This is a genomic window from Streptomyces sp. NPDC045026 (assembly GCF_056432625.1).
Window position 1 is genome coordinate 116429 of record NZ_JBWKIS010000022.1, and the last position, 21704, is coordinate 138132.

22 protein-coding genes are annotated in these 21704 nt (G+C 70.1%); 11 read left to right on the top strand and 11 right to left on the bottom strand.

The genetic code is table 11. The features are described 5' to 3' along the window. Positions 1–146: 146 nt before the first annotated feature. From AC07EJ_RS33985 to AC07EJ_RS34010, 6 genes are all read right to left on the bottom strand, one after another. Positions 147–1013: an urease accessory protein UreD gene (locus tag AC07EJ_RS33985; protein WP_389487869.1), complete on the bottom strand. Its 867-nt coding sequence runs from the start codon at positions 1011–1013 to the stop codon at positions 147–149. Further along, positions 1013–1735 carry an urease accessory protein UreG gene (ureG, locus tag AC07EJ_RS33990; protein ID WP_478885701.1) on the bottom strand — a complete coding sequence of 241 codons (723 nt, stop codon included), beginning with the start codon at positions 1733–1735 and terminating at the stop codon, positions 1013–1015. The genes AC07EJ_RS33985 and ureG overlap by 1 nt, the downstream gene beginning before the upstream one ends. Further along, positions 1725–2510 (bottom strand): urease accessory protein UreF, encoded by a 786-nt coding sequence (locus AC07EJ_RS33995; protein WP_393585316.1) that lies wholly within the window; start codon positions 2508–2510, stop codon positions 1725–1727. Before AC07EJ_RS33995 ends, ureG begins: the two co-directional genes overlap by 11 nt. Next, complete coding sequence (locus tag AC07EJ_RS34000; protein WP_389491455.1) at positions 2511–4223, bottom strand: urease subunit alpha; 1713 nt, start codon at positions 4221–4223, stop codon at positions 2511–2513. Then, the gene (locus tag AC07EJ_RS34005; RefSeq protein WP_389491458.1) at positions 4216–4527 is read right to left on the bottom strand and encodes an urease subunit beta; all 312 of its coding nucleotides are present in this window, start codon (positions 4525–4527) and stop codon (positions 4216–4218) included. The genes AC07EJ_RS34000 and AC07EJ_RS34005 overlap by 8 nt, the downstream gene beginning before the upstream one ends. Before the next feature lie 170 nt (positions 4528–4697). After that, complete coding sequence (locus AC07EJ_RS34010) at positions 4698–5000, bottom strand: urease subunit gamma (protein WP_389491453.1); 303 nt, start codon at positions 4998–5000, stop codon at positions 4698–4700. A 314-nt stretch (positions 5001–5314) separates the two neighbouring features. Here AC07EJ_RS34010 and AC07EJ_RS34015 point away from each other — a divergent pair, with 314 nt between their 5' ends. The 5 genes from AC07EJ_RS34015 to AC07EJ_RS34035 all read left to right on the top strand — a co-directional run bounded on the left by AC07EJ_RS34015 (position 5315) and on the right by AC07EJ_RS34035 (position 10376). Beyond that, positions 5315–6232: a pseudouridine-5'-phosphate glycosidase gene (locus AC07EJ_RS34015; RefSeq protein WP_389491450.1), complete on the top strand. Its 918-nt coding sequence runs from the start codon at positions 5315–5317 to the stop codon at positions 6230–6232. Positions 6233–6274: 42 nt separating this feature from the next. After that, on the top strand, positions 6275–7189 hold the full coding sequence (locus AC07EJ_RS34020) for a carbohydrate kinase family protein (protein WP_478885702.1): 915 nt from the start codon (positions 6275–6277) through the stop codon (positions 7187–7189). After that, complete coding sequence (locus tag AC07EJ_RS34025) at positions 7186–8631, top strand: MFS transporter (protein WP_478885703.1); 1446 nt, start codon at positions 7186–7188, stop codon at positions 8629–8631. Before AC07EJ_RS34020 ends, AC07EJ_RS34025 begins: the two co-directional genes overlap by 4 nt. A gap of 166 nt (positions 8632–8797) precedes the next feature. Further along, positions 8798–9397 (top strand): phosphoribosylanthranilate isomerase, encoded by a 600-nt coding sequence (locus AC07EJ_RS34030; protein ID WP_478885704.1) that lies wholly within the window; start codon positions 8798–8800, stop codon positions 9395–9397. 82 nt (positions 9398–9479) lie between these two features. Then, a complete protein-coding gene (locus tag AC07EJ_RS34035) occupies positions 9480–10376 on the top strand; it encodes a LysR family transcriptional regulator (RefSeq protein WP_389491439.1) in 897 nt (298 codons plus the stop codon). Positions 10377–10476: 100 nt separating this feature from the next. Here the strand turns inward: AC07EJ_RS34035 and AC07EJ_RS34040 are convergent, their stop codons facing one another. Beyond that, entirely contained in the window at positions 10477–11799 is a 1323-nt protein-coding gene (locus AC07EJ_RS34040; protein ID WP_478885705.1) for an MFS transporter, read from the bottom strand. Positions 11800–12111: 312 nt separating this feature from the next. Here AC07EJ_RS34040 and AC07EJ_RS34045 point away from each other — a divergent pair, with 312 nt between their 5' ends. The 4 genes from AC07EJ_RS34045 to AC07EJ_RS34060 all read left to right on the top strand — a co-directional run bounded on the left by AC07EJ_RS34045 (position 12112) and on the right by AC07EJ_RS34060 (position 16340). After that, on the top strand, positions 12112–12858 hold the full coding sequence (locus AC07EJ_RS34045; protein WP_389491433.1) for an IclR family transcriptional regulator: 747 nt from the start codon (positions 12112–12114) through the stop codon (positions 12856–12858). Positions 12859–12980: 122 nt separating this feature from the next. Next, on the top strand, positions 12981–13985 hold the full coding sequence (gene hutG / locus AC07EJ_RS34050) for a formimidoylglutamase (RefSeq protein ID WP_389491431.1): 1005 nt from the start codon (positions 12981–12983) through the stop codon (positions 13983–13985). Positions 13986–14097: 112 nt separating this feature from the next. Beyond that, complete coding sequence (locus AC07EJ_RS34055; RefSeq protein WP_478885706.1) at positions 14098–15609, top strand: ABC transporter substrate-binding protein/permease; 1512 nt, start codon at positions 14098–14100, stop codon at positions 15607–15609. Beyond that, positions 15609–16340 carry an amino acid ABC transporter ATP-binding protein gene (locus tag AC07EJ_RS34060; protein ID WP_389491427.1) on the top strand — a complete coding sequence of 244 codons (732 nt, stop codon included), beginning with the start codon at positions 15609–15611 and terminating at the stop codon, positions 16338–16340. Before AC07EJ_RS34055 ends, AC07EJ_RS34060 begins: the two co-directional genes overlap by 1 nt. A gap of 47 nt (positions 16341–16387) precedes the next feature. On the opposite strand, the gene AC07EJ_RS34065 is transcribed toward AC07EJ_RS34060, so the two are convergent. Further along, the gene (locus AC07EJ_RS34065; protein WP_478885707.1) at positions 16388–17506 is read right to left on the bottom strand and encodes a YeiH family protein; all 1119 of its coding nucleotides are present in this window, start codon (positions 17504–17506) and stop codon (positions 16388–16390) included. Positions 17507–17659: 153 nt separating this feature from the next. Here AC07EJ_RS34065 and AC07EJ_RS34070 point away from each other — a divergent pair, with 153 nt between their 5' ends. Then, a complete protein-coding gene (locus AC07EJ_RS34070; RefSeq protein ID WP_389491422.1) occupies positions 17660–18589 on the top strand; it encodes a LysR substrate-binding domain-containing protein in 930 nt (309 codons plus the stop codon). 150 nt (positions 18590–18739) lie between these two features. Here the strand turns inward: AC07EJ_RS34070 and AC07EJ_RS34075 are convergent, their stop codons facing one another. The 3 genes from AC07EJ_RS34075 to AC07EJ_RS34085 form a co-directional block, all read right to left on the bottom strand. Then, positions 18740–19459, bottom strand: a complete 720-nt coding sequence (locus tag AC07EJ_RS34075) for a phosphonatase-like hydrolase (RefSeq protein ID WP_478885708.1) — start codon at positions 19457–19459, stop codon at positions 18740–18742. Further along, a complete protein-coding gene (locus tag AC07EJ_RS34080) occupies positions 19450–20550 on the bottom strand; it encodes a phosphate acyltransferase (protein ID WP_389486476.1) in 1101 nt (366 codons plus the stop codon). The genes AC07EJ_RS34075 and AC07EJ_RS34080 overlap by 10 nt, the downstream gene beginning before the upstream one ends. Positions 20551–20798: 248 nt before the next feature. After that, on the bottom strand, positions 20799–21227 hold the full coding sequence (locus tag AC07EJ_RS34085) for a thiamine pyrophosphate-dependent enzyme (protein WP_478885716.1): 429 nt from the start codon (positions 21225–21227) through the stop codon (positions 20799–20801). 187 nt (positions 21228–21414) lie between these two features. Here AC07EJ_RS34085 and AC07EJ_RS34090 point away from each other — a divergent pair, with 187 nt between their 5' ends. Next, positions 21415–21654, top strand: a complete 240-nt coding sequence (locus AC07EJ_RS34090) for a hypothetical protein (RefSeq protein ID WP_389486480.1) — start codon at positions 21415–21417, stop codon at positions 21652–21654. Positions 21655–21704: the final 50 nt, after the last annotated feature.

Below are 21704 nucleotides of genomic sequence, written 5' to 3' on the forward strand. Positions count from 1 at the left end.
ATCGGTGTCGGCAAAGTCTTCCGCTGTCCCCGCGGCCAAGCCGAAGGCCGTCGTCAAGCCCAGGACTACGGGCGATCCGTCGGGATCTCGAAGCAGCAACTCGACTGGCACGACTGACCCACGAGCCCCACCACCGCAGATGACGATCAGCTCCGAACCGCCGCCCGCGAAGCCTCTTCCTCCAGCTCGCCCGGACCGGCTTCCTCCAGCTCCCCCGGACCTGCGCCTTCCTCCAGCTCCGTCAGGCCGGCGTCCAGCCGCCGGCGAAGGTCGAGGGCGTCCTCGGCGAGCGCCGTGAACAGGACCGTGGAGGCGGACAGCGGGAGGAGGGCGGTGTCTGGACGGGACGTGGCGGCGGGCAGGGCCTCCGGGTTGCTCTCCCAGTACGGATCGACCACGAGGAGCGAGCCCAGTGCCCGGCGGCCTCCGGTGACGACAGGGCCCTGCCAGCCGGGGGCGTCAGGCCCAAGGATCAGTTCTTGGTCGTACTCGGCCCGGCCCGACCGGCAGACGCGGAGCCGCTGCCGGCAGGCACCGGGCGTCTCCCCGTGCCTGCCGAGCAGCAATTCCTCACGCAGCAGCAGGCGTGCGCCCGGCATCAGGTCGATGTACGTGGTGACGTGGTGATCGCAGCCGCGTGCGGCGATGACCGGCTCAGGCAGCCACGTCAGGGTGGCGTCCTGTCCCACCTGTACCGTCGTCCGGATCCGGCAGGGCTCGCCGTGCGGACCGGGCTGGGCCACCGTCGCGGAGACGTCGCGCAGGACCAGGGCGGCACCGGCGCCGACGTCCACATGGAGCCGCAGATCGTCCCCTCCCAGAGGTCCGCCCGTACCGGCCACCCGGGCGACCCGGACGGTGCCCGGGCCGGCCAGTCCCCAGCGCCGGAACGGCTCGGGGCCGGTCGCGATGGCAGGGCGCAGCAGCAGCGGGCCGTCCGAACGCAGCCGGGCGATACGGCTGCCCGCCGGTCCGCCAGGACCCTCGACCGCCAGCTCGGCACGGGCACGCATCAGCGGGCGGGTACGGCGATGAGTTCCCGGATCCAGGCGGCGACGGCCGTGGCGCCGGAATCCTGCGTCAGGGAGGTGAACAGCACCGGCAGTTCGCCGCGCTGCGCCCGGGCGTCGCGCTCCATCACGCCCAGATCGGCGCCGACGTGCGGCGCAAGGTCGGTTTTGTTGATGACGAGCAGGTCGGAACGCGTGACCCCGGGGCCGCCCTTGCGGGGGACCTTGTCCCCGCCGGCGACGTCGACGACGAAGATCTGACGGTCGATCAACCCGCTGCTGAACGTGGCGGTGAGGTTGTCGCCGCCGCTCTCGACCAGCACGAGGTGCAGAGGCGGCAGGCCCGCCTCGAGTTCCTCGATGGCCTCCACGTTGGCCGAGATGTCGTCCCGGATCGCGGTATGAGGGCAACAGCCGGTTTCGACCGCGCGGACTCGCTCGGCGGGGAGCACACCACGGCGCAGCAGAAAGTCGGCGTCCTCGGTGGTGTAGATGTCGTTGGTCACCACCGCCAGCTCGTATTCGGTGCTCAGAGTGCGGCACAACGCGGCCACGAGAGCGGTCTTGCCCGAACCGACGGGGCCGCCGATGCCGATCCGAAGGGCCGTGCTGCCGCGCCCCGGCGGGTCGGGGTGTGCCGCGTCCGCGGGCGGTCGGGAACCGCTCGGCTGTCGCGCGGATCCTTCTCCGCCGTGGTCGCCGACGAGTGCGGATTCACGATGCAAAGAGACGCACCTCCCAGGTGGCGTGTCGTTCGGTGGACACATCGAGCAACGGGGTTCCCCGGGCGGGCAGATCCGCCGGGGGAACGTCGACCTGTGCGGCGCCCGCGGCGGCCGCACTGTCGATCTGTCCGCCCATCCGGGCGAGCAGCGCGTACACGGCGAAGGGGTCGAGTCCGAGCAGGCGGATCGCGGCGGTCGCCGGGCCCACGACCGCATCGTGTGCGGCCGCCCATGCCGCGGCCTGCGGGTCCAGGCCGGCTGCGGCACAGACGGCTCCCAGGACGACCGGCTGGTGCGGGCCGCACGGTACGACGGCGGCGAGTTCGTCGAGGGTGCTGTCGGGCCACACCAGGCGAGCGCAGCGCAGCAGTTGGCGGCCCAGGCGGCGGGAGGCGGTGCGCAGGGCTGGAGAGGGAGTGCGCGCCTCCAGTTCGTCGTCGAGCGTACGCAGTGGGCCTGCGGACGGCCCGCCCTGGGCCCACGGAGGGCCGCCGGGCCGGAGCGCTGCGCAGGCCGCGGCGGCGAAGGCCGCAGCGACGTGGCCCACGGTCGCGGATCTGCCGCTCAGGAAGGCTTCCAGACCGGCAAGGTCGTGCACGCCTTCCAGGGCGACGGCCGCCTCCAGCCCGCCGGAGTGCGCGTGCGCTCCGGCGGGGAAGCGACCGTCGGCGAGCAGGAGCAGCGCGGAGAGCGAGTTTCGCGCTGTCCGCGCTGCTGTGGTGCAGGGCTCGGCCGGTGTGGTGCGCGGCTCGGCCGGGCCTGCTGGTGTCGTCATCTAGAAGAGGAAGTAGCGCTGCGTCAGGGGCAGCTCGTGGGCGGGCTCGTGCTCGATCAGCTCGCCGTCGACGCGGACGCTGTAGGTATCGGGGTCGACCTCGATGCGGGGCAGCGCGGTGTTCTCCGGCAGGTCCGCCTTGCCACGGCCCCGTACGTCGGCCACGGGCACCAGTCGGCGGGCGACCCTCGTGAGCCGGTCGCCCAGCCCGTGCTCGACTGCGGCCGGCGAGACGAACGCGACGCTGGTCGACGCCGCCGACGGGCTCTTGGCGTTGAACCCGAGGCGCGGCAGCACGGGGTGCGGGGTGGGCACCGAGGCGCTGGGATCGCCGAGCGCGGCGGCGGCCGCCATACCGGCCTTGAAGACGACGGACGGCCGCACCCCGAACAGCGCAGGCTGCCACAGCACCAGGTCCGCCATCTTGCCCGGCTCGACGGAGCCGACCTCGCCCTCCAGCCCGTGCGCGACGGCCGGGCAGATCGTGTACTTCGCGATGTAGCGGCGGGCCCGGTGGTTGTCCGCCCGGTCGTCCCCGGGCAGCGGCCCGCGCAGTTCCTTCATCCGGTGGGCGGTCTGCCAGGTCCGGGACACGACCTCGGAGACCCGGCCCATCGCCTGCGCGTCCGACGACATGATCGACAGGGCGCCGAGGTCCTGAAGGACGTCCTCGGCGGCGATGGTTCCGGCCCGGACCCGGCTCTCGGCGAACGCCAGGTCGTTGGGTACCTGCGGGTTGAGGTGGTGGGCCACCATCACCATGTCCAGGTGCTCGGCGATGGTGTTGTGCGTGAACGGCCGGGTGGGATTGGTCGATGCCGGCAGCACGTACGGCTCCCCGGCGATCCGGATGATGTCCGGGGCGTGTCCGCCTCCCGCGCCCTCGGTGTGGAAGGCATGGAACGTACGGCCCCGGACCGCGGTGAGGAGGTCCTCCACGAACCCTGCCTCGTTGAGTGTGTCGCTGTGGATCGCGACCTGCACGCCTGCCTGGTCGGCGACGGTCAGCGCGGCGTCGACGGCCGCGGGGGTCGCTCCCCAGTCCTCGTGGACCTTGAACCCCGCTGCCCCGCCGCGCAGTTGCTCCCACAGCGCCTCGTGGGACACCGTATTTCCACGGGCCAGGAACAGCACGTTGACCGGCCATGGCTCGAAGGACTCCAGCATCCTCTCCAGCCACCATGTGCCGGGCGTCGCCAGGGTCGCCATGGAGCCTTGAGTGGGGCCGGTCCCCCCGCCGACGACGGTCGTGGTGCCTGCGGCCAGAGCCTCCTCGAGCATGTCCGGGCCCACGAAGTGCACATGCGTGTCGACGGTTCCGGCGGTAAGGATCATGCCGTTGCCAGCGGCGATCTCCGTCGACGGCCCGATGACCAGGCCGGGGTGAATCCCGTCCATGGTCTCCGGGTTGCCGGCCTTGCCGAGAGCGGTGATCCGGCCGTCCCGGATACCGACGTCGGCCTTCACCACACCCCAGTGGTCCAGGACGACGGCACCGGTGATGACGAGGTCCGGAGTCCCTTCCGCCCGGGTGGCCCGGGACTGCCCCATCGATTCGCGGACCGATTTCCCGCCGCCGAAAACCGCTTCGTCGCCGCCGGCGCAGCGGTCTTCCTCGACCTCGATGAACAGATTCGTGTCCGCCAGCCGAATCCGGTCGCCCGCCGTGGGGCCGAACGCCGCGGCGTACTCCCTGCGCTGGACGTCAGCCATCGAGGGACCCTCCGCACTCTCCACGCAGCCCGGCGACGATGCGCTGCCCCGCGATCGGGATCAGTGTCACTTCCACCAACGCACCCGGCTCGAACCTCACCGAGCCACCGGACAGCACGTTCAGCCGTCTGCCCCAAGCCGCCTGCCGGTCGAACTCCAGCGCGGGGTTCGACTCGGCGAAGTGGTAGTGCGAGCCGACCTGAACGGGGCGGTCGCCGGTGTTGATGACCCGCAGGGTGAGGGCGTCCCTCCCCTCGTTGATGACCACGGGGCCGTCGCCGTAGAGGATCTCCCCCGGCACCAACGGCCGGTCGAGATGCGGCTGTTCACCGGTGTAGTGCTCCCTCGGGGCCTGCCGCTCGCCCGTTCCCGTACGCCGCGGAAGGCTCGGGACGTTCGGACCGCTGTGCGGGTGCCGTGACGCCTGCAGTCGCCCGGCGCCACCCGGGTCGTCGCTGGGATGTTCACCACGGGTCACGAGATCGGCCCCGTCACCGTGATCAGCTTGGTGCCGTCCGGAAAGGTCGCCTCCACCTGCAACTGGGCGAGCATCTCCGGCACCCCGTCCATCACGTCGTCCCGCCCGAGCACCTCCCGGCCGGCCTCCATGAGATCGGTCACCGTCCGGCCGTCCCGCGCTCCCTCCTGCAGGAACGACGCGATCAGGGCCGTCGACTCGGGAAGATTGAGCTTCAGACCACGGTCTCTGCGCTCGGCGGCAAGTTTGGCAGCCGTGTAGATCATCAAACGCTCACGCTCGTGCAAGGTCAGCAGCATCGAACCGCTCCGTTTGGGGGGAGTACAACCCCACCACGCAAACACTCCGCGCCCCGCCGACGGCCCTGCGACACCTTCACGGGCGGCCGACACCCCTGGATGGCGCAGCCGATCCCCGAGCCCCGGGCCACTGTCCGGGCGACACCTGGCGTCAGCGGAGCCGAGTTCCGTCAGAAGCCCGAGCACTCATAGGCAAAGTCGATGAAAAGCGCCGGATCTCTTTATGGTTTTTGGTTGTCGGGGTTCATACCGTGAGGCGACCGGCGCGTGGCCGGTTTCGGAAGAATTGTTTGACAAGAGGGAAGTTGCAGCTGATGAGTGCATCCGTAACCGCCGTCCGGGTCTCTGACGAGGTTCGGGAGGCTGTCCGTGAGGGGCGTCCGGTGGTGGCGCTGGAGTCGACGATCTTCACGCACGGTCTGCCGCGTCCACGGAACCTGGAGGTGGCTCTGGAAGCCGAGGAGAGCCTTCGTGCGCAGGGTGTCGTGCCCGCGACGATCGGAGTGTTCGGGGGCCGGCCGACGGTGGGGCTGAGCGTCGAGGAGATCACCGAGCTCGCCGCGACGGACGGTATCGCGAAGGCGAGTCTGCGTGACCTGCCGGTGGTGAGCACCCTGGGCCTGCACGGCGGGACCACGGTGGCCGCGACGGCGTTCCTCGCGCACGAGGCCGGCATCAAGGTGTTCTCCACCGGTGGTCTGGGCGGTGTGCACCACGGCGCGGCGCAGACGTTCGACGAGTCCGCGGACATGACCACTCTCGCCCAGACTCCGATAGTCGTGATCAGCGCGGGTGTGAAGTCGATCCTGGACGTCGCCGCGACGCTCGAGCGGTTCGAGACGCTGAACATCCCCGTGCTCGGCTTCGGCACCACCAAGTACCCCGGCTTCTACGTGACCGAGTCCGGACACGAGATCGCGTACTCGGTCTCCACCCCCGAACAGGCCGCCGCCATCCTGGACAGCCGTGACGCCCTGGGACTGCCCCAGGCGGTCCTGCTCGCCAACCCCGTCCCCGCGGACAAGCAGCTGCCGCCCGCCGAACTCGACGCGATCCTCGCCCGCGCCTGGGAACAGGCCGAGAAGTCCGGGATCACGGGCAACGACACCACCCCGTTCCTCCTGGACTTCATCCAGCGCGACACCGACGGACGCAGCCTCCAGGTCAACATCGACGTCTACCGCGGCAATGTCGCCCTCGGCGGCCGCATCGCCACCGCCCTCACACACTGATCCGCTCATACCGAGTGGAATAGCGGCACTAGGAGGCCTACCTTGCTCGGGATCATTGGCGATCTCGTCCAGGATGTCGTCGTGTGGCTGGCGGAGCCGGTTCGACACGGTACGGACACCGAAGCCGAGATCTTCCACACCCGTGGCGGCAGCGGTGCGAACGTCGCCGCCTGCGCGGCGCGTCTCGGACCGACCCGGTTCATCGGATGTGTCGGCGACGACGATCTCGGTGACTCGCTCGTGGACGGCCTCTCCGCAGAGGGCGTGGACGTCCGCGTCCAGCGCCGCGGAAGCACCGGCACGATCGTGATCCTCATCGACGAGAACGCCGAGCGGACGATGTTGCCGCACCGAGGTGCGTCGACACTGCTGGACGACGTTCCGGACGCGTGGCTCGACGGGTTGGAATTGCTGCACGTACCGGCGTACACCTTCGACGGCGAGCCCATCGGAACCACCGTCGTCGAGGTGATCCGCCGGGCGAAGAAGCGCGGTGTTCCGGTCTCGGTCGACGCCTCGTCGACCGGCATGCTGTCGCACTACGGCGTCCAGCGGTTCCTGGACCTCATGGCTGACCTGAAGCCGAAATTCCTGATCGCCAACGAGGGCGAGGCCGAGTTCCTGGGCCTCTCGGCCGGCGGTGTGGCCGGGGCCAACCGGGACCTGCTCCCGGAGACGGTCGTGGTGGCGAAAGCCGGGCCCGATCCGACCGTCGTCCACGTCCCTGGGGGCGAGCGCGTTGCCGTACCGGTGCCGCCGGTGGACCGGATCCGCGACCTCACCGGTGCGGGTGACGCCTTCGCCGCCGGCTTCCTGACGGCGTACCTCGCGACCCATGACCTGTACGAAGCGTGCGTCGGCGGCCACAGCAGCGCGGCACGCGTCCTTGCCTCTCCCGGCTCCACGATGGCTCCCGAGACCTCGGCCGGCCCTGACACAAGCGCAGGATCCCGATGACACGACCCGCGGGCGACACGATCGAAGCGACCGTGTCGCCACAGAAGGTGGACAGGCCCAGGTCTGTCGTGGCCTTGGTGATCGCGCTCCTCGCCGCGTGCACCGCTTTCCAGCTCAACGCCAGCATGCTCAGCCCGGTGCTGGTCGTCATGGGCAGGGAGCTCCATGCCGACCAGGTCGACGTCGGGCTCTCCCAGACGGCCTTCTACACCGGCACGGCCATCTTCGGGCTGTTCCTCCCGCGGCTGAGCGACATCGTCGGCCGGCGCAGGATCCTGCTCGGGATGATGGCCGTGATGATCGTCGGGGAGATCCTCGCCGCGCTCGCGCCCGACATGACGGTGCTGATCATCGCCCGCGGGATCCAGGGCGTCACCGGCGCGGTGGTGCCGATCTGTCTGATGGTCCTTCGCGACGAGGTCCGCGACCCGCGACGCTACGGGACCCTCATGGGCGTCGTCACCGCGGTCAACGGAGGCATCGCGGGCATCGACGCCATCGCCGGAGGAATGCTCGGGACCACGCTCGGCTTCCGCTCCGTCTTCTGGGTGATCGCCGCCGTCGGCGTCGTCGCGATGACCTTCTGCTACTTCGGTGTCCCCGAGTCGCGCCCCTCCCGCGGGGTGCGCATGGACTGGTACGGGGTGCTGCTCCTCGCAGGCGTCGTCTTCCTGTTCCAGTCGGCGGTCAACGAAATGGGCAAGGGCCGCAGCGCGAACTGGGCGCTGATCGCGGCGCTCTGTGCCGGAGGCATCATCAGCGGCGTGGTCTTCTGGCGCATCGAGGGCAGGGTCGCCCAGCCGCTGGCCTCGCCTACCCTGCTCAAGCGCAGGGCGACATGGGCGACTGTGGCCACCACCGTGCTGACCCTGGCGGGTGTGATCGCCGCGGTCAACGGGATCGCCATGTCGATCGCGCAGGACACCGTGACCGGATTCGGCCTGGGAGCGGATTCCGCCTCGCTGCTGCTCCTGACGCCCTACGCGCTGCTGGGCTGGTTCGTCGCGCCCTTCGCAGGGAGGCTGGCGTCCGTCGTCGGCTATCGCACGATCCTGCGGATCGGGCTGGCGGGCAGTGTCGTCGGCATCGTCGGGCTCGCCATGTTCAGCACCCGTGGTCTGGTCTTCCTCGTCGGCGCCACTCTGCTGCTCGGCGTGGTCTATGCGGGCATGGCCAACATCATGCTCAACGGCCTCGGGGTCGTGCTCTCCCCGCCGGGCAACCCGGGCTTCCTGCCAGGTCTGAACTCCGCGGGCTTCGGCCTGGGTGCCGGACTGAGCTTCGCGATCCTGCCCGCCGTGCAGGCGGCCATGGGCCCGCACGGCGGGAGCAGCCACGCCGGGTACACCGCGGCGCTGCTCGTCGGCGCCGCGATCATGGCGCTCGCCTTGCTCATGTCGCTGCTGATTCCGCGACCCGTCGACGCCGAGACGGCGGACTGACCGGCCGGAGGACGAAGGGTGCGGGGCGCCCGGGTGTCACTGCAGACACCCGGGCGCCCCGCATGGGCAGCCGGACGTGCCACGCGCACGCTCCTCGCCCCGGCAGGGGCCGCGTGACGGGTCGCGTTCGGCGAGGTGCAGGATCAGGGAGATGAGAAGAGGTTCGATGTACGTCAAGATCTGCGGTCTACGCACCGCTGAGACCCTCGATGCCGCCGTCGGCGCAGGTGCCGACGCCGTGGGCTTCGTCTTCGCGGCAGGCAGTCCGCGGCGGATCGACGCCGAGTCGGCCCGCGCGCTGGCTGAACGCGTACCCGCCGCGGTCGAGACCGTCGGCGTCTTCCGGTCGCAACCGGTGGAGGAGGTACTCGCGACGGCCTCGGCCGCGGGCCTCACCACGGTCCAGCTCCACGGGGACGAGTCGGACGGCGACTTCGAGCGGCTGCGCGCATCGGGGTTCCGAACGATCCGCGCAATGGCCCGGGACACGTACCTCGCGCGCCCGCCGACGGACCCTGCGGACCGTCTCCTCATCGATGCGCCGCTGCCGGGCGGCGGCACCCGTTTCGATACGGACGTGCTGCGGGCGCGGCCTCCGCAGGGGTTCTGGTTGCTGGCCGGTGGTCTGGATCCCGCGAACGTTGCCGAGGCCGTGCAGTCGGCAAACCCTGACGGCGTCGATGTCTCGAGCGGGGTCGAGTCATCGAGAGGCGTCAAGAGTGCCCACCTGATCCGCCGTTTCGTCGAGGCCGCGCGCAACGGCTGACCTCGTCGCGTATCCGGCGCATGCGGACGCCGCGACAACCAGAAACAGCAATCAATTGCCATGTGTTCGATAGGCTTGAGCTATGAGGATCACGCTGCGGCAGGTCGAGATTTTCGTCATGGTGGCCGAGCACCTGCACTTCGGGCGGGCGGCCGAGGCCCTGCACATCTCCCAGCCGACCGTGAGTCAGGAGGTCAGCCGACTCGAACGGGCCCTCGACCTGGCGCTCTTCGACCGCACCCGCCGTTCGGCGTCACTCACACCCGCGGGCGAGGCGCTGGTCGAGGAAGGGCGTCGGCTGCTCTCTCAGGCCGACCGCCTGGTCAGCAAAGTGCAGTTGTACGAGGCGTCGCGGATGAAGACGATCCGTGTCGCCGCGACGCCGAGCGTGGTCAACCGGCTGCTTCCCGCTGTGATCAGCCGGTCCGAGAGAGACCTTCCCGGTCTCGACATCGAGGACATCGCCGTCGAGACCGGGGGCGTGTCCAGCCTCCTGTCGGCAGGTCACGGCGACATCGGGCTCGGCCGGTTCCTCGATCCGATCGAAGGCTTCCGTACGGAAGTGATCACCGACGAGGAGGTCTTCGTCGCGCTGAGCCGCAACCACCCCGGTGCCGGAGCCGCCCAGATCGCCCTGGAGGAGCTGCATGACCTACCGCTGCTCCTGTGGTCACGAGAGCAGCATCCGACGTACTACGACTACGTGCTGGCGATCTGTGTCGAGCGGGGACTCAACCCGATGGTGCTCGTGAGCCCGCCCCGGATCGTCGGCTCGCGCCTGTACCTCCTTTCCGAGGCCAGGGCCTTCTCGCTCGTCCCCGGTTCCGCCGTCGGCCACCTCTCGGACGATCTGCGAACGGTTCCCCTGCGGAAGCCGGCGACTCTGCCGCTGGAGATGCAGTGGCGTGACGACGACCCCCGCCCCTACGCGCGGGCACTGTGCGAGGTCATTGCGGACGAGGCCGGAAACCTCGCCTGAGGAGCCCCCTGCGGGCCCGGGAGTCTCTTGAGTTCGTCCGGGACCATGCTCTGCTCCTGCTCCGCTCATGCGCGCCGGTCCGCCTGGTGCGCTGCCCGGCTCAGGCGCCCGCGCGCACCGGGCTCTTCCCCCGGCGCCTGTCCATCGCGTAGCTCGCCAGCGCGACGAGCATCAGCACTGCCGCGGTCACGACGCTGACCTGGAATCCGGCCGTCGACCCGTGGGCCTGGCTGATGCTCCCGCCGAGGGCGGTCCACAGCGCCTGGCCGACGATCAGAGCGCAGGAGAGCGTCGTCATGACCGTGGCGGTCCTCCCCTGCGGGGTGCGTCGGCCTGCGATGCTGAACAGCGTCACGATCACGCCGCCGATCCCACATCCCGCGCACGCCAGGGCCACCGTGACCAGGGCCACCGAGTCGGCGACGACGAGCCCGCCCGAAGCCGCGAGGACGATCGCCGCGAACGCCAGCCAGCGTGCGCGCAGGGTGAACCTCGCGGGGGCGAAGACGATCAGAGTCGCGGTGGCGACCGAGCCGACGCTCATTCCGCCGTAGACGATCCCCGTCGACAGCTCCATGCCGCGGGCCCGCATGAACACGGTCAGCGCGGTCAGGGTCGAGCCGAAGAAGGCGCCGACCAGGAACATTCCCAGGGGAAGGATCATGATCCGGACGCGGAGGATGCTCCGGACGTCCGCCGGCGCTTCTCCCCCGGCCGCCTCGCGGAGCCTGGGCAGCGCCGCAGTCCGATGGAGGGCGAAGGCCACGACGAACACGGCTGCGATCAGCGCCGCGAAGGCGAGCGGGGCGCCGGCCCCGAAGGCCGTGGCCAGCAGGCCGATCACCACCGGCCCCAGCACGAAGGCGAACTCGTCCGCGACGGACTCGTAGCTCATGACCAGGGAAAGGAGCGCGTCACGCCGACGGGTGGCCGCGGTCCCCGCAGTCACGAGAGTGATCAGGCGTGTGCGTGACAAGGGCGCGACCGGCGGGGCACTCGCGCCGACGAGGAAGCCGACGACCCCGACCCAGACGATCGACACCGCCGAGTACGTCATCAGTACGAACCCGACAAGAGCGGCGACATTGACCGCGGAGCCGGCCAGCAGGACGCGGCGCTGCCCGTACCTGTCGGCGAACATCCCGACAGCCGGGCCGAAGACCGCCGTGCCCATTCCGATCACGGCGGACACCGCACCGCTCTGGGCGATCGAGCCCCTGACGTCCGAGACCAGCGTGAGTGCACCGACCACGGTCATGGCGAACGGCATGCGGCTCAGGAACGCGAGCGGAAAGAAGCCGTAGCCGACGAGATCCAGCAGGGAACGGACCTTCGACGGCGAGGCCGTACCCGATGCGTCTTCCGCGGCGGGCGATGCGGCTCCGGTTGCCTGGAGGCGGTCGTCCGCTTCGGGTTTCGGCAAGGAAATACTCAAGATCGACTCTCATTCGGCGTGCAGGCCGTCGACAGACGGCTGGGCAGGGGCCCGGTGCGACGCTACGAGTCGGGTCGGTTTGGCATCAACAATCAAACAGCCACCCAATCCATTGACTGAGCCTATTACAGGAGCCTTCCCGCGGTGGCACATTTCGAGCCACGACATGTGAACGCACGTCCGAACAAGATGGACAGGCACCCTGCGAGAGCAAGCAGTTCCCACTGGTCGACAGGAAAATTCCCATCCAGTGGGTGGACGCCCCTTGTGTGGCTGAAATAAACCTCTAGTGTCCGGCTGGTGACATCGAGAAGGACCGCTCAGGGGCCGGGCCACCGCACCGGCGTGATCCTGGTCGCGCTCGCCGAACAGACGACGGTGACCGCCCAGGATCTGTCCCGGCGTACCGCGATTCCCATCAGCGCGGTGTACCGGCACTTGAACGATCTCGTGCAGCTCGGCCTCGTCAGTCACACCCGCACCCGCGGCCGGTACTGCGCCGGGTCGCTCGCCGTGCAGATGGCCGAGAACTACCGTCGCGAGACGCTCAGCGGCGGCGAGGTGAAGCGTCGGCTCACTCAACTGTCCGCCGACACCCAGGAGTTGGCCGCCTTCCTCATCCCCAGCGGCCACCAGGTACTGTGCGTCGAGGCCGCCGAGGGGTCGCGGATGATCAAGTGCAGCTTCTCCCCTGGCCTGACCAAGCCGCTGACCTTCGGAGCCAGCGCCCAGGCGATACTCGCCCACCTTCCTCGCGAGCGCGTCACCGCGGTCGGCGAGGCCCACGGGCTCACCGCCGAACGCGTCTCGGCACTCCACGTGGAGCTGAGACGTGTCCGCGACCGCGGGTACGCCGTGAGCACCGGGGCTGTCGACGAGGGTGTCTGGGGCGTCAGCGTCCCCGTGTTCGACCGGCTCGGCCAGGTGACCGGAACCGTCAGCACCATGGCACCCGAATTCCGGATCCGCCACAACCACCAGACCCTGCTCACCTTGACCCACGCCGCGGCTCAGGACATCAGTCGCTTCGACGAGCTCCTGCCATGACGCCCCCAACCTCGTTGCGCCACACGCCCGTTCCGCCGTCTGCACACCCCGCAGGCCACCGGTTGACGCAACCCAACCCCCCTCCCAGCACCACATCACCATCATGAGTTCGGACGCACACCATGAACACCCACCCCACGCCCGTCGTGACCGAACCCGCCACTTGGGAAGGCCGAATCGACGGTTCAGGCCCGGCACACAGACGCTGGCATTCCGCGATCAACTCCTTCGACGCCACAACGCCCGGTACGACCCTGATCGGCTTCCGCAGCGATGAAGGGGTGCGCCGCAACGGCGGCCGCCCGGGCGCCTCCAAGGGCCCGGGAGCGATCCGGCGGGCCCTGGCGTCCAAGGCCCTGGACGCCGGCATCGTCGTCCACGACGCGGGTGACGTCCGGGTTGTGGGAGAAGACCTGGAGGACGGGCACGACCGGCTCGCCGCTGCCGTCGCCAACCTGGTCCGTGCCGGCCACACCCCCCTGGTGCTGGGCGGCGGCCACGAGACCGCGTACGGCTCGTACCGGGGACTCGCCGACAGCGGCGCCCTGGACGGGCAGCGGCTCGGGATCCTCAACCTCGACGCGCACTTCGATCTGCGCGAGGCATCGCGCGCCACATCCGGCACCCCCTTCCGGCAGATCACCGGCCTCGAGGCCGCCCGCGGCGCGTCGTTCACGTACGCGGTGGTGGGTATCAGCGAGCCGAGCAACACAGTCGCCCTCTTCGACGCGGCGAACGCCCTGAACGTGGCGTACCGGACGGACGAGGAATGCCAGGAGCGCCACCTCTCCGACGTGCTCGCCTTCGTGGCGGACTTCGTGGACCGCGTCGACGTCCTTCACCTGAGCATCGACCTCGATGTGCTGCCCGCCGCCTGCGCACCCGGCGTCAGCGCGCCCGCGTCGGTCGGCGTACCCCCGACCGTCATCGTCGAGATCTGCAAGCTGGTCGCCGCCAGCCCGAAACTCGGGCTGGTGGACGTCGTCGAGCTGAACCCGGACTACGACATCGACGACCGCACCGCCGGGCTCGCCGCCCGGCTCGTCCACACCCTCACGGTCGGCTCCCAACGTGCCCGGAGCCGCGCCACGTTGCCCACCGGTCCGGACGCCGTCCCCCTCGGCTGACCCAGCCACCCCGCTTCCCGGACGCCGGCGCACCCACCCAGCCTGCGGCATTGGCCGGAAGAGTCACAGCACCGTGGATCCGTCCCGCACGCAGGCCCGAATGGAGTTGAACATGGTAAGAGCATCCATAGGACGAAGGGCCGCGGCCGTCCTGGCCGGGTTCCTCTCATCCGTTCTGCTGTTGGCCGGCGCCTCGCCGGCCGCCGCCGATCAAGGCGGCAAGGGGGCCGACAAGGCGGGCGCCCAGAAGCTGGACCGGCTCCGCTCCGGGCACGCGACCCTGCGGGTGGGTACCGACGCGACGTTCCCGCCCTTCGAGTTCACCGACGCCAAGGCCGGCAAGATCGGTTTCGACGTCGAGCTCGTCCGGGCACTGGCCGAGCGAGCGGGCATCAAGAAGGTCACCTTCACGCAGATGCCGTTCGGAAACATCGTCCCGGCACTGCAGGCCCACCAGATCGACGTCGGTGCCTCGGCGATCTACATCAGTGACGAGCGGGCCAGAGTCGTGGACTTCACGGACGTCTACTACCCCGGCGGCCTCGCGATGTTCGTCCCCGAGAACGACAACTCGGTGCACTCGGTGAACGACCTGGCCGGCAAGAAGGTGGCTGTGCAGGTTGGTACGAAGTCGGTCGAGTGGCTCAAGGAGCACCAACCCCGCGCCCAGCGCGTGACCGTGCAGACCAACGAGCAGATGTTCTCCTCGGTGAAGCTCGGCCAGGCCGACGCCGTCGTGACCGGCGCGCCCGGCGGCCAATACTTCATCGCCCAGCAAGGCGGCCTGAAGCAGGTCGGCAAGCGACTGACCGGTGAGAACTACGGATACGCGCTCCCGAAGTCGGACTCCGCGGTCACTGCCGCGTTCAACTCCGCCCTCAAGGACATGAAGGCCGACGGCTCCTACGCAAAGCTGACCGGCAAGTGGTTCGGCGCCAAGAGCGGCGCCAAGGCTCAGAAGGACCACCCGCTCCTCAACCCCGCGACCATCGTGGACTCGTGGAGCCAGATCTGGCACGGCCTTCTCGTCAGCATCATGATCATCCTGCTGTCCCTCTGCCTCAGCCTGACGCTCGGCATGCTCGGCGGCTTCGCCAAGCTCAGCAAGGTCCTTCCGGTGCGCTGGCTGGGCAATGCCTACGTCTCCGTGATCCGCGGCACCCCGTTCGTCGTCCAACTGTTCTTCATCTACTTCGGCCTGCCCCAGCTCGGACTGCAACTGCCGCCGATGGCCGCCGGCGTGATCGCCCTCGGCCTCTACAGCGGCTCCTACGTCACCGAGATCTTCCGCGGTGCCGTTCAGTCGGTGGACCGCGGTCAGATCGAGGCCGCCCGTTCCTGCGGCATGTCCCACGCCGCGGCGATGCGCCATGTCGTGGTCCCCCAGGCGTTCCTGCGCATGCTCCCCTCGCTGGGCAACGAGTTCGTGTCGCTGACCAAGAACTCGGCGCTGGTCTCCTTCATCACCATCGGTGAACTGTTCCTCGTCGGCCAGACCATCATCTCCCGCACGTTCGACGCGCTGACCGTCTACCTGTTCATCGGGCTCCTCTATTACATCCTGACCAACCTCATCGGATCCGCGACCCAAGTGATCGAGAAGAAGATGGCGGTGTATGTCTGATGGCACTCCTGGAAACCCACGGCATCACCAAGACGTACGGCGAGCACGAGGTCCTGCGCGGCATCGATTTCGCCGTCGAGCCCGGCCAGGTCGTCGCGGTCATCGGCCCCAGCGGCGGCGGCAAGTCGACCTTCCTGCGCTGCCTGAACCTGCTCGAGACGCCGACCACCGGACGTGTCGTCTTCGACGGGGACGAGCTGAGTGCGACGGGGTCCGACCTCAACCAGCTGCGTGCCCGCATGGGCATGGTCTTCCAGCAGTTCAACCTGTTCCCGCACATGACCGCGCTGCGCAACGTCGTGCTGCCGCAGATGAATGTGCTCGGGCGCAGCCGCGAGGACGCCGAGGAGCGGGGCCGCGCCCTGCTCGGCCGGGTCGGCATGAGCCACCGGGAGGACGTCTTCCCCAACCGGCTCTCCGGAGGCCAGAAGCAGCGTGTCGCCATCGCACGGGCCGTGGCCATGGATCCGCAGCTGATGCTCTTCGACGAACCCACGTCCGCGCTGGACCCCGAGGTGGTCCACGATGTCCTCGAGGTCATGAGCGGTCTGGCCAAGGACGGCATGACCATGGTCGTGGTCACGCACGAGATGGGATTCGCCCGGAGGGTCGCGGACCGCGTCGTGTTCATCGACGGCGGCCGGATCGCCGCGGACCTGCCGCCCGAGGAGTTCTTCTCACCGGCCAACGACAACGCCCGCGTCAAGAGCTTCCTGGCCAAGGTCCTTTAGAGCGGCGCGGGCCTGGGGCCCGGTGTGCTCGCTCAGGTGGTGACCGTTCAGGTGGTGAGCAGGACTCCCGCGTAGCTCACCGACGCGACGACCACCCAGGAGGCGAGACCGAGCAGGGCCGTCCTGACTCCTGAGCGGCCGAGCGACGGCAGATGTACGGCGCTGCCGAGGCCGAACAGCGCCATGGCCAGGAGGAGTTGCTGCGCGGTGTCCGCGGCGTCGAGCACTCCGGTGGGGAGCAGGCCCGTGCTGCGCAGGGCCGTCATCGCCAGGAAAGCGATCACGAACAGCGGCACCACGGCCGGGCGGCGGGCGTCCGCCACCTGCGGGCCGCCGGCCCGGTCATGGGTCCGGCGGCGCCGGTGGGCCACCGCGACTCCGGCGACCAGCGGTGCGAGCATCGCCACGCGGATCAGCTTGACCATCACGGCTTCGCCGAGCGCGGTCGGGCCCGCGGTCTGCGCCGTGGCCACGACCTGGCCGACGTCGTGGACGCCGGCGCCCACCCACCGGCCGAACTGAATGTCGTCGAGGCCGAGCGGGTGGTGCAGCAGTGGAAGGACCGCGATGGCGAGGGTCCCGCACAGGGTGACCAGAGCGACGGAGGTCGCCACGTCGGCAGCCAACTGCTCATCGTCCTCGTCCTTGCCCAGGGCACAACTGACGGCGCTGATCGCGGAGGCGCCGCAGATCGAGTAGCCGGTGGCGACGAGCAGCGGCTGGTCGCCCGGCAGGCCCAGCTTCCGGCCGAGCCACCAGGTCCCGAAGAAGGTGGCGAGGACCACGCCGAGCACCATGGTCACCGTCGCCCAGCCGAGGCCGAGGACGTCACCGATGCTGAGTTTGAGTCCGAGCAGCACGATGCCGGCGCGCATCAGTCGTTTGCCGGCCGTCGAGAGCCCCGCACGGCCCCGACCGCGTACGAACGGATGGAGGCCGGGAACGTGCGCCGCCATGACTCCGAGTACGACGGCGGCGGTCAGCATCGGCACGGCGGGCAGGAAGGTGTGCAGCGCCTCGGCGAGGCCGAGCCCTACGACGGCGAGCGCGAGGCCGGGAGCGTTGCGGCGCACCGGACCCGGGGCCGGCGCGCTGCCTCCGGGTGACGGCTTCGCCGGCTGTCGACCGGGGGACGGTGACTGGGTGCGTTCCGTGCTCAGTGTCATGATCACCAGCGTCTGGGGGATCCCCGCACCCCGGTAGACACCAATCCGAACCCAGGTCATAGGGTTCCCCTATGAGGGCTCCCCTATGGTGGTTTCCCTATGAGGGTCTTCTTTGAAGAGCCCGCACGAGACGCGTCGCTTGAGAGGTGTCGTATGGGTGAGCACGGCGAGGCCCCCGATGGCGGTCAACGACCTCTGCCCGACCTGCAGTCACTGCAACTGCTAGTCACCGTCGCCGAGACGGGCAGCCTGGGCAGGGCTGCGGCGCGGCTGCTCATCAGCCAGCCGTCGGCCAGTGCGAGGATGCGCACGCTGGAGCGCCATCTCGGGCTCCATCTCCTGGACCGGTCCACTGCGGGATCCCGGCTCACCCCGGCCGGAGCGGTGGTGACCGACTGGGCCCGCGCGGTGCTCGAACAGGCCGCGGCACTGGTCGAGGGGGCGGCGGCCCTGCGGTCACGGCAGGACAGCCGACTGCACGTGGCCGCCAGTCTGACCATCGCGGAGGAGCTGATGCCGGGTTGGCTCGTCACCATGCGGGACAGTGCGCCGGACGCCCACGTCGGGCTGACGGTGACCAACAGCTGGGGCGTGGTCGAGTCACTGCGCCGCGGAAGCTGCGATCTGGGTTTCGTCGAGGGCCCTCGGGTCCCGGACGATCTGCACAGCTCAGCGGTGGGACGCGACCGGCTCGCGGTCGTGGTGACGCCCGGTCACCCCTGGACACACCGCCGCAGTGCGCTCACCGGGCGCGAGCTGGCCGACACGCCACTGCTGCTGCGTGAGGCGGGCTCCGGCACACGGGAGACGCTGGAGCGGGCACTGCGCCCGTACGACGGAATCGCCGTGCCGGTCCTCGAACTCGGCTCCACCGCGCCGCTGCGCAGCGCGGCAGCCCGGGGTCTGGCCCCCGCGGTGCTCTCCGCTCTCGCTGTGCGCGAGGACGTGGCGTCCGGCCGGCTCGTCGAGGTCGAGGTCGATCCCGCCGTCCGGCTGCACCGGGTTCTGCACGCGGTCTGGCCCAAGGGGCGCGAACTGCCGGAACCGGCGCTCCACTTGCTCCGGGTGGCCAAGCAGCGTTAGGGCCTGTCCGGCGGATCAGGTCGCGGGGTCCGGCACGCCACCTGATCCGCCGGACAGGCCCGAGGGCGCAGGCGGCGGCAGTACGGCGAGGTCCCGCCGTACTGCCGCTGCCTGCGCCCCAGTTGCAGGAGCGCGCGAGAGAAGTGTCGCTCAGCTGCCCTGGAGGACCTCCGGAAGGCGGCGGACGGATTCGATGACGTAGTGCGCTCCGGCGGCGCGCAGCTCGGGTTCAGTGTGGGCACCGGTCAGCACGGCGACGACCAGCCCCGCTCCGGCGCGCAGGCCCGCCTCGATGTCGTACGGAGTGTCGCCGACGACCACGGTGTCGTGGACCGAGGGCGTCTGGGTGCGCAGGACGGCGGTGAGCACCATGTCGGGGTACGGGCGGCCACGGCCCGCGTCGGCCGGTGAGAGCACCTCGTCGGCGAGGTCCAGCCAGCCGAGGGAAGCCAGCAGACTGTCGCGGGTCCCGGGCGAGAAACCCGTGTTGAGGACGACAGCGATGCCGGACGCGCGGAGGGCCTCGATCGTCTCTTGTGCTCCGGGGATCGGCTTGCAGTGGCCGGCAGCGACGAGTTCGGCGTAGGCCCGCTCGAAGATGTCGTTCGCCCGGTCCGCGTCGTCCGGCTCGCCGAAGAGGTGACGGAACACGGAGATCTTGGACTCGCCCATGGTGGCGCGGACGTGGTCCATCATGCGTGCGTGGGCTGCGCTGCCTTCCGGTACGTCCATGTGGCGCAGGGCCTGGACGAAGGCGTTCTCGACAGCGCCCGCGTCGGTGACCGTCGTGCCGGCCATGTCGATGACGGCGAGGCGGATTCCGCCGCGGGAAGCGGTGCGGGCAGAAGGGGTCGGGGACGTCAGGGGCATGGTGTTTCCTCCTGTGCATGAGGGGCGCGGGCGCCGTCCGCCTGCAGGGCGCCTGCCAGGGCAAGGGCCGCGATGTCCGATCCGGAACAGCCGCGCGAGAGGTCGTGCAGCGGCGCGGCCAGTCCCTGGAGCAGTGGGCCGAGGGCGGCGGCCCCGCCGGTCCACTGGGCGATCTTGTAGCCGATGTTGCCCGCAGCCAGGCCGGGAAAGACAAAGGTGTTGGCCCGGCCGGCGAGCTTCGACGCGGGCACCTTGGACCGGCCGATCGCCGGGACGGCCGCCGCGTCGTACTGCAGCTCGCCGTCGACGACCAGGTCCGGCGCGGTGGCACGGACGAGGCTCAGTGCCTCGCGCACCCGGTCCACCTGCGGATGGGATGCGCTGCCCTTGGTACTGAAGGACAGCAGTGCCACCCGGGGCGGATCGCCGGTGAGGGCCCGGTAGGTGGCGGCGGTGGCGAGGGCGATGTCGGCGAGTTCTCTGCTGGTCGGGTCGACGACGACAGCGCAGTCGCCGTAGCCGAGGAGATCACCGCTGGGCATCACCATGAGGAAGCTGCTGGAGAGGGTGCGGATCCCCGGGGCAAGGCCGACGACGTACAGTCCGGCCCGCAGGACGTCCGCGGTGGGACGGTTGCTCCCGGCGACGCACGCGTCGACCTTTCCCAGGCGCAGCGCCGTAGCGGTGAGGTACAGGGGATCGGTGGCCAGCGCGCGCTGCCCGGCGAGTGCGAGACCGCGCCGGGCGGACAGCGCCTTCCCGAGGGTGTCGGCGCACTCGTCGTCGGCGGCGAGGGCTGCCGGGTCGAGCAGGTCCAGCCGGTCGGGGTCATCGGGCAGCTTCATGCCTAGTTCGGCCGCGCGTGCGCGGATCCGCGCCGGGTCGCCGACCAGGACCGGGGTGATGGCGTGCTGTTCGGCGAGGTGGACCGCGGCCCAGATCGCCCGTGAGTCGGTTCCCTCGGCCAGGGCGACGCGGGGGCGGCGGGAAGCGGGCCGCAGTCGCTCGGCCCAGGAGTCGAGAAGCTGCTGCACGGCGGCTCCGGCCGGTCCTGCGGGGGTCCTCGCCGGGTCGAGCGGGTCGATGAGCATGGGGCTGTTCCCTTGGCGTGAGCGGGGCGGGTCGGAGGGAAGGAGCGAGGCATGGGAGCCGGCACATGGGGTCGGCTCCGGCGGGGCGCCGGGCGTGCGGTCCGGGATCCGGAGGTGCGCCGAGCGCGTGAGGGGCGCGCACGGCGCACCGGGTGCGGGGGTCCCGGCCCCTGACAGGGCAGCCGGGACCGGGACCCCCGCAGTCACAGCCGGTCGCGGGAGCGCGAGCGCCGGCCGGCTCGGGTACCTCAGACGTAGTCCTGGTACTTCTCCAGGTACCGCACCGGCTTGGACAGCGCGTCGCGGCGGAACGGGTCGCCGAGCTCGCGGGTGCACATGATCTCGATGACCGTCGTCCTGCCCTCGTTCATCTGGGCGTCGACGGCCTTCTGCAGGGCCGGACCGACATCGGACAGCTTCTCCACGACGATGCCGTCGGCGCCCATGGCCTCGGCGATGGCGGCGAAGCTCTCGTTCTCCAGCTCCCCCGCGACGAAGCGCCGGTTGTAGAAGTCGACCTGGTTCTTCTTCTCCGCGCCCCACTGACGGTTGTGGAAGACAACGGCGGTGACGGGGATGTCATGTCGTACGGCGGTCATGATCTCGCCCATGCTCATGCCCCAGGCGCCGTCCCCGCGGCCTTGGCTCCGATGATGGTCGGCAGCGCGTAGCCGCAGCCCCGTTCCTTCTTCGCGCCGATGAGGGGCCTGCGTCGTCGAACTCCGTCAGCAGGGTGAATCCGTTACGAGAGGGCGCGGCCATGGACCGCCCGGCCGTCTCCTACGGCGGCCGACGTTGATGCCCTGCGAGGCGATGCGGCGGTCGAGCCGTTCCCGGTAGTCGCTCAGTGCAGCGGAGCGTGCCATGCCGCCGCGCGTCATGGTCTCCACCGACATCGGCAACATCAACTCCGTCGCCAACAGCTACCTGCGCTTCGAGGAGGTTCATGAGCGCACGCTGTTGAGAGTCGGCTCCGGCGCGATGGTAACTAGCACTGTTAGTTTCAGCGTCGGTTCCTTGGCCGGCCAGGTCCAGTTCGGCTCTGCTGGATGGGACCAGACCGTTTCCCGCCGAAGGCCCCGGCATGCCATCCAGCCGCCGTAGAAGTGCGCCGCGAGCGGTGCTGGCACCGCCGCGAGACGAAGATCTGGACC